General features: G+C 61.7%; 13 protein-coding genes, 1 tRNA gene and 1 pseudogene. 6 read left to right on the forward strand and 9 right to left on the reverse strand.

Features of this window, described 5'->3' with window-relative positions; translation table 11 throughout:
• Positions 1–43 precede the first annotated feature (43 nt).
• The 4 genes from EJO69_RS08715 to EJO69_RS08730 form a co-directional block, all read right to left on the reverse strand.
• A complete protein-coding gene (locus EJO69_RS08715) occupies positions 44–688 on the reverse strand; it encodes a DUF2510 domain-containing protein (protein ID WP_126041068.1) in 645 nt (214 codons plus the stop codon).
• Between the two features lie 172 nt (positions 689–860).
• Positions 861–936, reverse strand: a tRNA-Arg gene (locus EJO69_RS08720).
• Positions 937–1,070: 134 nt separating this feature from the next.
• Positions 1,071–2,348 (reverse strand): peptidoglycan bridge formation glycyltransferase FemA/FemB family protein, encoded by a 1,278-nt coding sequence (locus EJO69_RS08725; protein WP_126041070.1) that lies wholly within the window; start codon positions 2,346–2,348, stop codon positions 1,071–1,073.
• Between the two features lie 24 nt (positions 2,349–2,372).
• Complete coding sequence (locus EJO69_RS08730; protein ID WP_126041072.1) at positions 2,373–3,626, reverse strand: carboxylate--amine ligase; 1,254 nt, start codon at positions 3,624–3,626, stop codon at positions 2,373–2,375.
• 127 nt (positions 3,627–3,753) lie between these two features.
• Between EJO69_RS08730 and EJO69_RS08735 the strand changes: the two genes are divergently transcribed.
• A complete protein-coding gene (locus EJO69_RS08735) occupies positions 3,754–4,389 on the forward strand; it encodes a DsbA family oxidoreductase (RefSeq protein WP_164519920.1) in 636 nt (211 codons plus the stop codon).
• Positions 4,390–4,516: 127 nt separating this feature from the next.
• On the opposite strand, the gene EJO69_RS08740 is transcribed toward EJO69_RS08735, so the two are convergent.
• Positions 4,517–4,945 carry a hypothetical protein gene (locus tag EJO69_RS08740; RefSeq protein WP_126041076.1) on the reverse strand — a complete coding sequence of 143 codons (429 nt, stop codon included), beginning with the start codon at positions 4,943–4,945 and terminating at the stop codon, positions 4,517–4,519.
• 229 nt (positions 4,946–5,174) lie between these two features.
• Here EJO69_RS08740 and EJO69_RS08745 point away from each other — a divergent pair, with 229 nt between their 5' ends.
• On the forward strand, positions 5,175–5,810 hold the full coding sequence (locus tag EJO69_RS08745) for a hypothetical protein (protein WP_126041078.1): 636 nt from the start codon (positions 5,175–5,177) through the stop codon (positions 5,808–5,810).
• 9 nt (positions 5,811–5,819) lie between these two features.
• Here EJO69_RS08745 and EJO69_RS08750 read toward each other — a convergent pair whose 3' ends face one another.
• Both EJO69_RS08750 and EJO69_RS08755 read right to left on the reverse strand, forming a co-directional pair.
• The gene (locus tag EJO69_RS08750; protein ID WP_164519921.1) at positions 5,820–7,850 is read right to left on the reverse strand and encodes an ABC transporter ATP-binding protein; all 2,031 of its coding nucleotides are present in this window, start codon (positions 7,848–7,850) and stop codon (positions 5,820–5,822) included.
• On the reverse strand, positions 7,847–9,604 hold the full coding sequence (locus tag EJO69_RS08755; protein WP_126041080.1) for an ABC transporter ATP-binding protein: 1,758 nt from the start codon (positions 9,602–9,604) through the stop codon (positions 7,847–7,849). Before EJO69_RS08755 ends, EJO69_RS08750 begins: the two co-directional genes overlap by 4 nt.
• A gap of 665 nt (positions 9,605–10,269) precedes the next feature.
• Here EJO69_RS08755 and EJO69_RS08760 point away from each other — a divergent pair.
• The 3 genes from EJO69_RS08760 to EJO69_RS08770 are packed head-to-tail and all read left to right on the forward strand — an operon-like array spanning position 10,270 to position 11,172.
• Positions 10,270–10,653 (forward strand): hypothetical protein, encoded by a 384-nt coding sequence (locus EJO69_RS08760; RefSeq protein ID WP_126041082.1) that lies wholly within the window; start codon positions 10,270–10,272, stop codon positions 10,651–10,653.
• 49 nt (positions 10,654–10,702) lie between these two features.
• Entirely contained in the window at positions 10,703–10,987 is a 285-nt protein-coding gene (locus EJO69_RS08765; RefSeq protein ID WP_126041084.1) for a hypothetical protein, read from the forward strand.
• Positions 10,984–11,172, forward strand: coding sequence for a helix-turn-helix domain-containing protein (locus EJO69_RS08770; RefSeq protein ID WP_126041086.1), 189 nt, complete (start codon positions 10,984–10,986; stop codon positions 11,170–11,172). The genes EJO69_RS08765 and EJO69_RS08770 overlap by 4 nt, the downstream gene beginning before the upstream one ends.
• A 309-nt stretch (positions 11,173–11,481) precedes the next feature.
• Here the strand turns inward: EJO69_RS08770 and EJO69_RS08775 are convergent, their stop codons facing one another.
• On the reverse strand, positions 11,482–12,231 hold the full coding sequence (locus EJO69_RS08775; RefSeq protein WP_126038609.1) for an ATP-binding protein: 750 nt from the start codon (positions 12,229–12,231) through the stop codon (positions 11,482–11,484).
• Entirely contained in the window at positions 12,228–13,787 is a 1,560-nt protein-coding gene (gene istA / locus EJO69_RS08780) for an IS21 family transposase (protein ID WP_126038612.1), read from the reverse strand. The genes EJO69_RS08775 and istA overlap by 4 nt, the downstream gene beginning before the upstream one ends.
• Positions 13,788–14,332: 545 nt before the next feature.
• Between istA and EJO69_RS08785 the strand changes: the two are divergent.
• Positions 14,333–14,587: pseudogene (locus EJO69_RS08785) on the forward strand (hypothetical protein); the annotation flags it as partial.
• Positions 14,588–14,627 lie beyond the last annotated feature (40 nt).

Below are 14,627 nucleotides of genomic sequence, written 5' to 3' on the forward strand. Positions count from 1 at the left end.
TCCGCCTCGCCATGGACGACTCGGCCGGCAACAAGGGTGATCTTTAGGGCGACCCGAAGCCGTAGGTGTACTGGCTGGTGGTCCAGTTCATCGTCGCGTTGTAGTTGTAGCCGGATTGTGAACCGTTTTCGTCGGGCTCCGTCGTGATGACAAAGCAGTCGAAGACGGTTGTCTGTTCTGCAAGATCGTCGAGTGAGCCTCCGGCGACCGGCGAGCAGATCGCTTCCAGGATCGGCCCGTCGATCAGTCCGCTCGCGGCGTGCTCTTCGGCCATTGTCACTATGCTGGCCTCGATCTCATCAACACTGTCTCGTCGTGCGTCCCGTTCCTGTTCCTGCCGGCGCTCCGCGCGCTCCTCTTCTTCTCGGACGCGCTCAGCCTCCTCGGCCGCCTCGATGCTGGCGGCCTCCTCTGCGGCCGCGATGCTGGCGGCCTCCTCTGCGCGGGCAGACTCCTCTGCCAGAGCACGGTCTCGATCGGCCTTGAACATGAGGCCCACAATAATGAGGCCCACAATGACGGCTGATGCGATGCCTGCCACCAGCCATGCTCGGACGCGGCGAGAGTTGCCCTGTCGGCCCGACTCCGGCGCCGGGATCGACAGCCATGTCGTTCCATCCCAATAACGCTGAACTCCGTCCGGTCCGGGATACCAGCCCGGCTCCGCAAGGCCGTTTTTGTTCTCCATGAGTGCCCTCTCTTGCGGTGGATGTCCGCCAGTCGCCTTTGACACTCCGAGTATGTCAGCTGGTGAGGAACAAAACTGGCATTGAATCGGCGGCTCCTGCGATGCCGATTGAGCCGGGAACGGAAGATCCCCTCAGGCAATGCCTGAGGGGATCTCGCTGGTGATAGTCACCTGGCGCGCCCGGAGGGATTCGAACCCCCAACCTTCTGATCCGTAGTCAGATGCTCTATCCGTTGAGCTACGGGCGCCAGTCACTGGGACGTCATTCATCATAACGCGCTTTCTGCAGACTATGCGAATCGCGGATAGATGAAAGCGGTCACGATTTCTTAGGCCGCGTCGGAGTCGGTGTCCGTTCGAGCCCGACGCGGCCCGGAGCGGATCAGCCGATCGCGCCGAGTGCCTTGGCCAGCAGGGGCCGGATCGGGGCCTCCCACGTGCCGACGAGCTCCTCGACATCGCCCTTGAACTGTCGCTTGAAGTGGAGGACACCAGCGTCGGAGGCATCCTCGGTGAAGTCGCCCGTGATGCCGAAGGTGTTGTAGCGGTCGATTCCGTGCTCGACCGCCCATTCCAACATGGCGCGGTGGACGAGGTAGATGCCGTAGTACGACTGGTACTCCCGGTAGGAGCCGGAGAGGAGATAGACGAGCTCGTTCGGGCAGGCGATGAAGAGAGATCCGGCGAGCACGATCTCGTTGCCAGCCGTCGCTCGGTGAGAGCGGGTCTCCTCGGCGCGGCGCTCGAGCACCTCACGTCGCGATTTCGCCTCGTTGCGGGCGGTGCGCTGCTTCTTCGCGAGGTTCTTCCCCTCCGCCTCGAGAGCCTGCTCGTGCTCGTCAACAGCGGCGACCTTGGCGGTGAGCTCGGCGGTCTCGGTGGCGATACCGGCGAGGTAGTCGTCGCAGTTGAGGACCGCGACCGGTGCGAACACCTTGTCGGGGCTGACTCGCTTCATCCCCTGGTAGAACGACATGGCGCCTGTGGAGATCTCCTGCATCTGCGACCGGTCGGCGGTGTGGGAGAGGATGTCCTCAAGGATGTGGAACTCGTCGGCCTCGAGGAACCTGACCTCGACACCCGGGGTCCCCGCCCGGTTGAAGCCGGTGCGGACGACCTGATCGACGGACTTCGTCAGGTCCTTGAACGACATGCCGGCGATGTCCTTCGTGTAGAAGAAGCGGGCCTGAATGTCGGCCGACTCGTAGAACTCCTTCTGAAGGTTCGTGATCCCGAGCTCCGCCATCGCCGCCTTGAACGTGCTCGCGACGGGATTCGGCCCGGTTGGAGTGATGTCGTCATAGAACCGCTCCGCAAGGAGCGGATTGAAGCGCAGCGCCAGCATCCGCCGGTCCTTCTTGAGGTGGGTGATGAGGCTCTCGAAGAAGAACGTGACGAGCCGACGGTCGGAATAGTCCATGACCGGGCCGTAGGCAATATTCGCCCGCGTGAAAGCCCTCTTCCAGGGCTGATGGCGCACGAGGGCTGCGGCGACGACTCGCTCCTGCCCGTCGACCGTGTCGACAACCCCAACTTCGTGGACCTCGGTACCCTCGCCGCGGCGCTGCTCCGCATAGAGCGGCAGCTGGGGGAAGAGCACACGCTCCTGCTCCTCAACGAAGCGGGCGTATGCGGACTGGGACAGGCGGGTGAATCGCATACGCCTATTGTGCCCAGAATGCGATCAGAACGCAGTATCGGAGGGGCTCGGGTACGAGGAGATGAGGCTGCGCAGCTGATTGAAGTCCGCGGCATAGCGGTAGGCGAACCGCTTGACGTTCGGATCTTTCCAGTAGGAGAGCGGGTGAACGGGAGGGCGGCGCAGCATGAGCGACATGAGGTGGCGGCGCAGCTTCCTGTCGCGGACCCAGCGCAGGATCGTGAGGGGCGGAACGAAGGCGTAGATCCCCTCGCGGTCACCCACCCGCGGGGTGAGGGCGATGCCATCGATGAAGTCGGCGACCATCGCGCGCGTGAGATTCACTCCGCCCACTGCCGCGTAGTAGGAGCCTCGACCCCAGCGGGGGTTGACGTCGAGCACGTAGGGCTCGCCGGTGCGGGAGTCGATCTTGATATCGATCGCGAAGAAGCCCCGCAGGTCCAGAGCGGCGATGACGTTCTCGGCGATGCTGCGGAGCTCCGGGTTGTCGATGACGTGGATGATGCCGGCGTTGCCGATGAAGGAGGACTGGTGGAGGCCGAGGATCTGGCGGCCCATGGAGATGCCGGTCACGGTGCCGCGTGAATCGACGTATCCGGAGGCGATCCACGAGTACGTATCGTCGCCGACGACCATGTCCTGGACGAGCATGGTGCCCGTGAAGCCCGCTCCCTCGATCATCGTGAGGATCGACAGTGCCTCTTCGACGGTCTCTGCCGTGTAGACCTTGCGCTGGCCGGTGAACTGGAGACGGCCGAAGGCGGTGCCGCCCTCCTTCGGCTTGATGACAGCCGGAAACGTGATCTCCGCGAGGCCGGCCGACCAGACCGCCCGGTCCTCGCTGAGGTTGGCCTCGACCGTCGTGACCGTGGGCAGTCCGAGAGATGAACAGACCTCGTTGAGGACGCCTTTGTCGGTGGCCCGCTCGACGACGTCGTTCGACGCGAGGGGAATGATGTAGCCGGCCGCCTCGAGCTCGCTGCGGTGGCGGACGACGAGGTCGACGTCGCGGTCCATGAACGGCATGAGGATGGGGGTGCGATCCGTGTCGGCGATGTCGATGAGCGTCTTGATCATGAGCTCGTCGTCGAGCGTGCCGCCGCGGCCGACGTAGACGTTGTCGATGATCGACGAGTAGGAGATCGACCCTCTTGACAGGCCGGAAACGGTGACTGACCTGCACCCGAACGCCTCATGGAACATTCGGGCGCACGAATAGGTGCCGACGTCGGTGCCGAGAAGAACGGGCATGAGCTCCGGCCGGGGTGTAGAAGTCATATTCTGAGTGTGCCACAGCGGATACGGGACCCAGGCGCGGCCCGCTTTCCGCTGTCGGTCACAATGGCTCGGTCACCCAATGACCGTCCATTACCATGTTGCATATTCAACTACGAGATGGGCGGCTATGAGCACGAACCTCACAATCGATCTGTGGACCGACCTGGTCTGTCCTTTCTGCTACATCGGTGAGGCGCGCCTCCAGAGCGCGCTCGAGGCGGAGGGCGTGACGGCTGAGATCCACATCCGCTCCTTCGAGCTCGACCCGGGCATTCGCGAGCCCGTCGGCAGCGTCGACCGGCTCGTCGCGAACAAGGGCATGCCCCGCGAAGACGTCGAGCGGATGGAGGGCCAGCTCAAGCAGATGGCGGAGGGTGAAGGTCTCACCTACGAGACGGATCGCCTCATGGGGACGACGATCCCCGTGCATCTCATCGCCCAGTACGCCAACCAGCAGGGCCTCGAGGTGGGGGAGAGATTCTTCCGCGAGATCCAGACCGCCTACTTCTCGGGGGAGATCAACCCCTTCAACGATGAGGAGCTCATCGACTTCGCCGAGCGCAGCGGCCTCGACCGCGAAGGGGCCACGGCTGCGCTCCAGGACCGGGAGCTCCTCAACATCGTGCGCGGCGACCAGCAGATCGCCCACAAGCTCGCAGTCTCCGGCGTCCCCTACATCCTCCTCAACAAGAGGCTCGCCATCCCCGGTGCCGTGGCTCCCGAGCGCTTCCGTGAGGCGATCAGGCAGGCGGTCGCACTGTGACCGACTTCGACTTCACGCAGATCATCACCGTCGATGCCGAGGGTGACGTCTGCGGTCCGGACGGTTGCCTTCCAGCTGAGGGGCCCGATAAGTCTGTGACAGAATCCGTCGGCGACGGGCAGAATTCCTAGGCGGCCGCAGCGACCGATTCTTGAGGTTCTCGGATGATCAGGCGCACGGCGAAGCGCGCGAGCGTCAGCTTGGCGATGAGGACCGTGACGGCGTAGAAGCCTCCGAGCGAGACCGAGCCGGCGAAAGCCGCCTCAGTTGCCCAGAGGATGACAAATTTGCTCCCCGGCAGCAGGAGGAGGATCGCGACGCCCGCGACCGCTCGGGCTGCGAGGGTATGTGCGCCCGTCAGTCGAGCGACCGCCCGCTTCTTCGCTGACATGATGATCTCGAGGGCGACTTTCATGAGAAGCGCCGTCAGGAGAGTCAGTGAGAAGGACTCGGAGATGACCTGGGGGAGCAGCTGGACGAACAGTCCGAGGACGACGACGTAGACGAGGATGTCGACGAGGTCGACAGCCCGGATGCTCAGTCGGTGCGCGACCATGGCACCTCGATTCAGTGCGTGCTCTCTGACCAGCTGCGAGGGCTGTGCGCTCCACTGTACTCCTGCGATAAATCCTGCTGAAGCCCTCCTGTGACCCTTCGGAACGAGCAGTGATCCGTGCGCCCAGCGGGGAGCACCCGCGGCGGCGGGAAACCGGCCGCGTGTTTTCCTAGGAGCCGCCGAGGGAAGATGCGGCTAGGCTTCTGTACCAAAGCACGAGGGGCACATCATGTCGAACAACTTGAATGGCACAAGCATCTACGCCGCGATCCCCGAGCGGGGTCAGCAGGTCCAGCCGCTCGCCGCCGGTGACTTGGTGGACGTGCGGGTTCTCGCCCGTGAACGATTCGCCCTCTTCGCCGAGCGTCCTGGTGGCCGCATCATCCACGCCGATCTGCCCGGTGCCAAGGACTATCCGGAATGGCCTTCCCTCATGTTCCGCTGCCTCATCGTCGGAGAGACGATCCTCCGCGTCGTCGAAGAGCTTCCCGATTGGCTGGTCTTCGGCCCGCGCGGCAAGGCGATCGAGGATCTCGTCGACCAGTACCTCTTCCTCGACGATCAGGGCAAAGCCTCCTACCACGGGGTGGAGCGACTCGGTCGATCGGCGCTTCGCGACTACGCCATGGAGGAGGAGAACGGAGATGCGTTCATTGAGTCCGTCTTCGACGGAACCGTCTACGGCGGCGAGTACGGAATGGCGTGCCGCGCACTGTACTTCCTCGCCAACTCCTCCTCCGCGCAGGGACCGCTCGCACTCGCCATCGCCATCGTTCTCCGTGATGGGCTCGGCGAGCACGCCTACCAACGGATCGTGGAACCCTACCGCGAGGCCGGTATCCCCTTCATGGAGCGCGTCGAATAGTCGGCCGCCCTACGCCTTCCGGGCGGGCGGGGCGATCTCGGCGTCGGGGTCCGACCCTTCGCTGAACTGGGACATGTAGAGGCGGTGGTAGGCGCCCTCGCGGGCGAGCAGCTCGCGATGGGTGCCCTGCTCGACGATCGCGCCATGCTCCATGACGAGGATGAGATCGGCCTGCCGGATCGTCGAGAGCCGGTGGGCGATGACGAAGGATGTCCGGTCCGAGCGCAGCGCGGCCATGCCCTGCTGGACGAGCAGCTCCGTGCGTGTGTCGACCGAGGAGGTCGCCTCATCGAGGATGAGGAGGGCCGGGTCGGCGATGAAGGCGCGGGCGATCGTGATGAGCTGCCGCTCGCCGGCGGAGATGTTCTCGCCGCCGTTCTCGATGAGCGTCTGGTAGCCATCGGGCAGCGTGTGGACGAAGCGGTCGACGTAGGTCGCCTTCGCGGCCGTGATCACCTCCTCGTCGGTCGCATCGAGGCGGCCGTACCGGATGTTCTCCATGATCGTGCCGCTGAAGAGCACCGCATCCTGCAGCACCATGCCGATCCGGGACCGCAGCTCGCCCCGCTCGAGGCGGGACGTATCGACCCCATCAAGGCGGATCTGCCCGCCCTGGATCTCGTAGAACCGCATGATGAGGTTGACGAGCGTTGTCTTGCCGGCCCCGGTCGGGCCGACGATGGCGACAACCTGACCGGGCTCGGCCCGCAGCGAGAGATCGGTGATGAGGGGTTCCTCGGGCACGTAGGAGAATGCGACGTGGTCGAACTCGATCTGTCCCCGGACCGGCTCCGAGAGTGCGGCGGGCTCCGCCGCCTCGCCGCGGGCGGCGAGCTCGGCGAGGTCGGGCGTCTGCTCCTCCGCGTCGAGCAGCTCGAAGACCCGCTCGGCTGAGGCAACGCCGGAGATGAGCATGTTCGCCATGCCGGCGACCTGTCCGAGCGGCTGGTTGAACTCGCGGGAGTACTGGATGAAGGCGGTGACGGCACCGAGCGTCATCTGCCCGTTGGCAACCCGCAGGCCCCCGATGACGGCGATGCCGACGTAGCCGAGGTAGCTCACCCACTGCATGATCGGCATGATCATCCCCGAGTAGAACTGGGCCTTGAATGAGGCGGCGTACAGCTCCTCATTCCGCGTGTCGAAGCGCTCTCCCATCTCCTGCTGGCGCCCGAAGGCCGTGACGAGCTCGTGGCCCGTGAAGGCCTCCTCGATGTGGCCGTTGAGCCGGCCTGTGTTCCGCCACTGGTGGGTGAACAGCCGCTGGGACTTTGTGCCGATGATGCCGACGACGATGCCCGAAAGCGGCAGGGCGATGAGGGCGATGAGGGCGAGCTGCCAGGACAGCGAGAACATCATGATGATGATGCCAATGATGGTGAGCACGGAGTAGACGACCGAGGTGAAGGCCTGCTGGAGCGCGGCCTGGACATTGTCGACGTCGTTCGTCGTGCGGGAGAGGATGTCGCCGCGGGAGTTCGAGTCGACGTAGGACAGCGGCAGCCGGTTGATCTTCTTCTCGATGTCATCGCGCAGGCGGTAGATCACCCGCATGACGACATCGTTGAGGAGCCTGCCCTGCAGCCACATGAAGACCTGGGCGACGGCGTACATGGCGAGGACGATGCCGATGAGCACGCTCAGTCGACCGAAGTCGATGCCCTCGCCGGGTGTGAAGTCCATGCCCGACAGCATGTCGGCGAATTGGGTTTGCCCGGCGGCGACGAGGCCCTCGATGACCTGCTCGCGAGTTGCGCCCTCCGGCATCTGAGCCGAGATCGCTCCGCTGAAGATGACATCCATGGCCTCGCCGAGGATCCGCGGCGCCCACACGGAGAGAACGACGGCGATGACGACCATGATGAAGACGACGACGAGTGCAGTCTTCTCGGTCGCGAGCTGGCGCAGCAGCCGCATCGCCGACGGCCAGAACGCCTGGGCTCGTCGGGGTGGGGCGCTGTCGCCCCACATACCCATGTCGACCGAGTCCTGGAACTCCTCGATCTCCTCCTCGGTCAGGTCGCCCTTATCGGTGCTCATGCGATCTCCTCCCGGCTGATCTGGGATGCGACGATCTCCTGGTAGGTGGGTGAGGACGCGAGGAGCTCCTCATGGGTTCCGCGGGAGACGATCCGGCCCTCCTCGAGGACGAGGATCTGGTCGGCGTCGGTGATCGTCGTGACCCGCTGGGCGACGATGATGACGGTGGCCCCCTCCGTGTAGTCGGTGAGGGCGGCTCGCAGCTTCATGTCGGTCGTGACATCGAGAGCCGAGAACGAGTCGTCGAAGAGATAGATGCGGGGGCGGGCGACGAGGGCGCGGGCGATGCAGAGGCGCTGCCGCTGGCCGCCCGACACGTTCGTGCCACCCTGCGAGACTGCGGACTCCAGGCCTTTCGCGGCACTGTCTCCCGATCCCGTGCTGCGGACCCGCACGAAGTCGCTCGCCTGAGCGGTGTCGAGGGCAGCCCACATGTCATCCTCGGTCGCGTTCGGTGCGCCGAAGCGGAGATTGTCGGCGATGCTCCCGGAGAAGAGGTAGGGGCGCTGTGGAACGATTCCCACTGCTCCGCTCAGATGCTCCCGCCCCAGCTCGTCGACCGGTACGCCATCAATGAGGACCGTGCCCTCGGTCGCGTCGTAGAGGCGGGGGATGAGGTTGATGAGGGTGGACTTGCCGGACCCCGTCGACCCGATGATCGCGGTGGTCTTCCCCGGCTCGGCGGTGAAGGAGATATCGGCGAGCACAGGCGCCTCGGCCCCCGGGTAGGCGAAGGTGACGTCCCGGAACTCAACGGACCCGGCGTGGGACTCCGGCTGCCGCGGGGAGGCAGGCTCGCGGACGGAGGATTCAGTGTCGAGAACCTCGCCGATGCGGGCCGCGCAGACGATCGCGCGCGGGAAGATCATGAACATGAAGGAGCCCATCATGACCGCGACGAGGATCTGGAGGAGGTACTGCATGAAGGCGGTGAGCGCGCCGACATCGACGAGGCCCTGATCGACTCGGTGCCCGCCGAACCACAGGACCGCGGCGGTCGCCAGGTGGAGGATGAGAGTGACGATCGGACCCATGAGGACGAAGAGGCGGCCGATGCGGACTGAGATGTCCGTGAGCGCCGCATTCGCATCCGCGAACCGCGCCGTCTCGTGCCGCTCCCGGCGGTAGGCGCGGACGACGCGGATGCCCATGATCTGCTCCCGCATGATCCCGTTGATCGCGTCGATCGCGTCCTGCATGCGCTGGAACAGCGGCATGAGCATGCGGACGAGGATGAGGAGGATCGTGAGGAGGACAGGCACTGATGTCCACACGAGCCAGGACAGGCCCGGGTCCTCCCGCACCGCCATGATGATCCCTCCGATGGACATGATGGGGACCATGACCATGAAGTTGAGGGTCATGAGGACTGTCATCTGGACCTGCTGCACGTCGTTCGTGCTGCGGGTGATGAGTGTGGGGGCACCGAATCTGCCCACCTCTTCAGAGGAGAATGAGTCAACCTTCGAGTACACGGCCCTGCGCATGTCCCGGCCGACCGACATGGCGACCTTTGCTCCGAACCAGACGGCGGCGACGGCGGTGACGAGCTGGACGAGGGCAACGATGAGCATGATGCCGCCCACCCGCCAGATATGGTCGACATCCCCCACGGCGACGCCGTTGTCGATGATGTCGGCGTTGAGGCTCGGTAGATACAGGGTGGCCAGGGTTGTGGCTGTCTGCAGGATGACGACCGCGAGCACCCACGTCCGGTATGGCGCGGCGTAGTGGCGGACCAGCTTCCAGAGCATGGAATCCCTTTCGGCGAATGGGGGAGAGTAGGCCTGTCAGCGTGGGCGGAACTCGCAGCGACAGTCAGCCCGCGGGGCGTGCGTGCGACAACATTCTGCTCCCGCGTAGGCCTTTAGTCCATTCCTGTCTTCGGGGAGGATCATGCCGGTGTTGTGAATCGCATCAATGTTCCCGAAAGTGGCCGTGACACGCCAGGTGATGCCACAGGCGGGGAGGGCGCCGCGGACAGTGGGGAGGGGATGCGCACTTCAGTGGCGATGGGCCGAGGATAAAAATGTCGGGACCTCAACGAGGTCCCGACATTCGCGAGCGGAGATGGAGGGATTTGGGTTATAAGGCTTAAAACGTTGCTATCTCGCGGTTTCGCTACTCAGCGAAAGCAATAATGATACATATAATGATACACGGCGTTTTGGTAAAATAGTCATAGAACCTCCTCGGCCCCTGCTGCTTCTCTCTCAGCGGGGGCTTCTCTTTGCACTCTTTATGTGATGTTGATCACACTTTTGGCGCGTTCTTTTTGTCGGTTTTGGGTGATCCCCGAATAACCCTGGTAGAGCCTAATGTTTTTGGTTTTTGCTGCTCGGCTTGGTCGTTTTGGTCTTTCTGATATTAGAAGTAATCCCTTGGAGGTCAGGGGGTGAGAGATCGAAGGATAGAAAAAATGAGAATTGAAACTAATGGTTTGCCTGGTGTGGCTTTTGTGTCTTTGCTGCCTGTTGCTGCTGGCGAATTTGAAACCAAAACTTTTACTGATCGTGCTACTGAAAAAACTGAGGTGAAAACTGCTCCTGATGGTCGCCCGGTCTTTAGAACGTCGTTGAAGGGTCTAACGCTCGATGACAGCGGTAAGCCCTCGAAAGAAGAGCAAAATCTGACGCTTGCGGTGATCGAGCCGTGTGATGTGTCTGCTGGTGTGCCGATGGTGGCTGCTGGTCGTGTTTGGACCACTCATTATGTGGCAAACAATGGCCGTCTCGGGGTGTCGATTATTGCTGAACGCCTGGAGCCGCTGAACGCTGCTAACCCCTTTGTGAAGAAGGACTGACTGAGATGGGGCGGGGAACTACCACTCCCGCCCCTTGGGGGTGTGCGAGATGAAAGAAGTCTATGACTACCGGGCCACTCGCTTTGAGCTATTTTTACAGCGCTTAGCGGCGCTCTTTACGGGCGAAGAAGTGGTTATAAGGGAACGGGTCGAAGTTGAGCATTTGGGGCCTACTTGGCCTGACCAGATATGCGGGAAAGCGCCTGAGCCGTCTGACGCTGAACCTGCTGCTGCTACTGATGAAGAAGGTTTTTCTTTTTCACGGGGAAAAACGCCCGGGTCGTCGCTTAATCGGGATTGGGAAGAATTTTTAGGGGGGAAGGAGCTGAAATGAAAGAGCTAATGAGAACTGGTGAGATTGCTGCCAGGCTTGGGGTGTCGTTGCCGACTGTAAGGAGATTGCTGCGCGCTTATGACGTGCCGGTCTTTGTGCTACAGCAGGCGTGGCGTGTGCGGAAAGAAGATGCCGAGCGCTTTATCGAGGCGGTGCTGAGCAATGCGCCTAAATCCTTGGGGTGATTATCTCGGCCTTTTGGGCTGGGATCGCTGGATCACGACTGAAGAAGCGCTACACGGGTGCCCTCCAGGGACGACAACTCAAACTATCAGGCGACTGATACGGCGCTTTGGGATGAAAACGGTGAAGGACGATAAAGGGCGTTTGCTGGTGAGGACATCAGATGCCTGGGCAATCGAGGATTACCTTAACCACAATTTGAGTATCCGGCCTGTTTAGAGCCACCTGTTCGTGTGTCGGGGAGCCGGCTATGGCGCGCGTGAGAGCCAGTGACTGGCGTTGTTGGGAGCCACCGGCTCTCACGCGCATGTTTAGAGCATTATTTGTGCTTGGTGTTCTCTCATGTTGAAGGTCCCGGTCTCGATCCACGTCGTGTTGTGAACGATGCGATCCATGATCGCATCAGCATGGACGCTGCCGCCGAGGCGGGTGTGCCAGTCCTTTTTCGGATACTGCGTGCAGAACACTGTTGAGGCTGCGTCATAGCGACGCTCGAGCAGCTCCAGGAGGAAGCTCTGAAGCGCTTCATCAGGTGGGTCGAGGAGCCATTCATCGATCACAAGCAGAGTGAAGTTACTCAGCTTCTTGAGCAGCTGTGTCTTCCCGTGGGGCTTATCGGCTGCGACGCTGATGAGCTCTTCCAGGTCCGGCATCCGTACATAGTTGGCGCGGATCCGGTGTTGGCAGGCTTGGTTGGCAAGGGCGGAGCCAAGATAAGACTTGCCCGATCCGGTGAAGCCTTGGAAGACGATGTTGTGGTGCAACTCGATGAACCGGCAAGTTCCCAGCTGAGCCAGCATGGCCTGGTCCAGTCCGCGTTCGGTGAGCATATCGACCCTACGCAGGTCCGCGTCGGGGTAGCGCACTCCTGAGCGGCGCTTGAGGCCTTGGATCTTCGCGTGAGTGAACACGGCGTGGGCGTCATCAACAGCAAGCTTGAGCTTCTCCTCAAACGACAGCCCCAGCGTGAGCCCGTCGTCAAGAGCGCTCAGGGCATCGAGCAGAGGTTCGGCTCCCATGTCGCGCATTTTGTTCTTCGTTTCAGTATCGAGCATCGTCATTTAGATCGGCCTCCGCCATAGTAGGCCGCCCCGCGAACATAGCCCCCACCCTCACTTTGAGAAGAAGGGGCGGCAGTTCCGGTTTTGTCTTGTCCGGTATCGAGGATCGGGCGCACGTGGCTATAGCGTGGGGAGCGAATATTGGCCTCCAAGGCAATCTTGCAGGCGGCCTCGACCCGACCGGCAGTAAATCGCCTCGATAGGCGCAGGACTGCCAGCGCGGGGTCCAGGCCCTGCTCGGTGACTGGGACAGCAGCAAAGATCCGATCAACGACCGTGAGCGTGTTGGCTCCGATCCTGGTGGCCCAGTCACGGACGCGGTGCTCGTCCCAGGGCTGATAGCCCTTCCCGCCGGGCAGGTCACCGTCATGCGTGCGGTATACCCCGCTGGTCCCGGTGGGGACGCGGACGTGACTGGTGAGCCGATCATGACCGTCGTAGATCTCCACCATCGTCGGTGTGATCCGCAGGTCAACCGTTTTACCGATATTGGGGTACGGCACGGAGTAGGAGTTCTTCTGCCACACCACATGAGAGTTCTTGGCGACTTTACGGCCATAGACCCAGGTAGCAATCTCATAAGCCACTGCTGGCAAAGGCCGCAGCAGGGGCTCCTCCTCGGTGCGGAAGACACTCGCGCGAGAGCCTGCACGCTTCTGAAACGGTTCAGCATTATAAGTTTCGAGCTCAGCGCGGATTGCTTGGCGCAGCTGCGCAAGAGAAGCGAAGGAATGCTCTCTGAGCTTGGCGTTGATTCTCGTGGCCACGTGCCAGACCGTGTTCTCCACGCTCGCTTTGTCTTTCGGTTTTCCCACCCGGGCGGGGAGCACGGCTGCCAAGTAGTGGCCGGCGAGCTCACGGTAGGAATCATTCAAGACGATCTCGCCCTCCCGGGGCCTGGTGATGACACCGGTTTTCAGGTTGTCACAGACGATCCGCGGGACGCTGCCGCCGAAGTAATCGAACATCGCTACATGAGCGTTCAACCAGGAAGTCTGTGTCATATCTGCGCAGGGTTCGACAAACGCGTACCGTGAGAACGGCAGGCAAGCGATAAACAGATAGACCTTCTGCTCCGCGCCAGTGACGGGATTTGTCAATGTCATGGTGGGGCCAGCCCAGTCCACTTCCACTGCTTGTCCGGCCTTATGCCCTACCCGTGAGGCGACCCCGGTGAGGTGGACATGATGTTGATATCGTCGGCAGAACCTGTCATAACTCATCGCCAGACCGCCCTCGTCTTTCACGAGGTCGACATACTCGCTGTGCAACAGTTTCAATGTCACCCCGACCCTGGCAAGTTCGCGGTGCACGCGGGTCCAATCCGGTTGGACATAGACGCTGGTGTGTTCTCCACGTCCGGGAAACAGCCGCGCATAAACCTCCGCTTCGGGTACCTCGGCTATGTCGTCATACGACAGGCCTTCGCGGTCGGCGGCTTCAAATACTTGGGCGATGCTATTACGTGACATCCCGTGGGCGGCCGCGATCGCGCGGCCTGATTGTCCCTGGGAACGAAGCTCTAAAATCAGCTTCGACTTAATCTTTCGTACCATGGGTACATGCTCCTTTCGTCGCGCGACCGATCCACGCGACGGAAGGAGCCTAACCAGGGCGGCTCTCCAACACGCCATAAACGGCTCTCACCGACACCATCGGCCTAGACGTGGACTGGCTCTGGAAGGCACCACGAGTGGCTCCCACAACCACGAATATTCAATTAAGAAGGCGTGTGGATGCGGGGCCGCTGATGAGCTTCGGGGAAAACAAGCCGACGCGGACATCCCGACGATAGGAAGGGATGGAAGCGCGGCGCGGGATGACCCGTTTGTTTGTCAGCGAGCCCCGCAGGGCGGCGATAGCCGCCTGTTAATTGAGTAAGTATTACCTCAATTAACTTTTGTGTCTGGGTATAAAACCACTGAAAAACCCTGATAAAACCTAATGTTTTTGAACACAGAAGTGGATGTGTCTGGCTGTGTCTGTTTTTGGGGTGATCCCTGAATAACCACGGTAGAACCTAATGTTTTTGAACACAGAAGTGAAATCAAGAGAAAGCCAAAAAATCGAGAGATTGAGGGCCAAATGAGGAGTTAGAACAATGAGCACAACGAACAGGTCAAGGAGCTGGATACTGACTTTACCGGCTGACACTTACGATCAGGATTATGTCGAGAACGAGCTGAAAAACTACGTGTATGTCGGTCAGTTAGAACAGGGTAAGGGTGAAAACGCTTACGAGCACTGGCAGATCTACATCGAGAACGAGAACCCGATCAATTTCTCGACGCTCCAGAAGAAATTTCCGCGTGGGCACTTTGAGACCCGAATGGGGACTAAGAAACAGGCTTATGACTATGTGAGCAAATCTGAACCGTCTTCGGTTTGTTGCCGTT

The sequence above is a fragment of the Flaviflexus salsibiostraticola genome (genome assembly GCF_003952265.1).
Taxonomy (GTDB): Bacteria; Actinomycetota; Actinomycetes; order Actinomycetales; family Actinomycetaceae; genus Flaviflexus; species Flaviflexus salsibiostraticola.

Excerpts from the sequence above, each read along its gene's own strand:
- EJO69_RS08755 (WP_126041080.1), bottom strand. The coding sequence starts at position 9,604 with ATGCTCTGGAAGCTGGTCCGCCACTACGCCGCGCCATACCGGACGTGG.
- EJO69_RS08770 (WP_126041086.1), top strand. The coding sequence starts at position 10,984 with ATGAAAGAGCTAATGAGAACTGGTGAGATTGCTGCCAGGCTTGGGGTG.
- istA (WP_126038612.1), bottom strand. The coding sequence starts at position 13,787 with ATGGTACGAAAGATTAAGTCGAAGCTGATTTTAGAGCTTCGTTCCCAG.
- EJO69_RS08735 (WP_164519920.1), top strand. The coding sequence starts at position 3,754 with ATGAGCACGAACCTCACAATCGATCTGTGGACCGACCTGGTCTGTCCT.
- EJO69_RS08760 (WP_126041082.1), top strand. The coding sequence starts at position 10,270 with ATGAGAATTGAAACTAATGGTTTGCCTGGTGTGGCTTTTGTGTCTTTG.
- EJO69_RS08765 (WP_126041084.1), top strand. The coding sequence starts at position 10,703 with ATGAAAGAAGTCTATGACTACCGGGCCACTCGCTTTGAGCTATTTTTA.
- EJO69_RS08750 (WP_164519921.1), bottom strand. The coding sequence starts at position 7,850 with ATGAGCACCGATAAGGGCGACCTGACCGAGGAGGAGATCGAGGAGTTC.
- EJO69_RS08730 (WP_126041072.1), bottom strand. The coding sequence starts at position 3,626 with ATGACTTCTACACCCCGGCCGGAGCTCATGCCCGTTCTTCTCGGCACC.
- EJO69_RS08775 (WP_126038609.1), bottom strand. The coding sequence starts at position 12,231 with ATGACGATGCTCGATACTGAAACGAAGAACAAAATGCGCGACATGGGA.
- EJO69_RS08715 (WP_126041068.1), bottom strand. The coding sequence starts at position 688 with ATGGAGAACAAAAACGGCCTTGCGGAGCCGGGCTGGTATCCCGGACCG.
- EJO69_RS08745 (WP_126041078.1), top strand. The coding sequence starts at position 5,175 with ATGTCGAACAACTTGAATGGCACAAGCATCTACGCCGCGATCCCCGAG.
- EJO69_RS08740 (WP_126041076.1), bottom strand. The coding sequence starts at position 4,945 with ATGGTCGCGCACCGACTGAGCATCCGGGCTGTCGACCTCGTCGACATC.
- EJO69_RS08725 (WP_126041070.1), bottom strand. The coding sequence starts at position 2,348 with ATGCGATTCACCCGCCTGTCCCAGTCCGCATACGCCCGCTTCGTTGAG.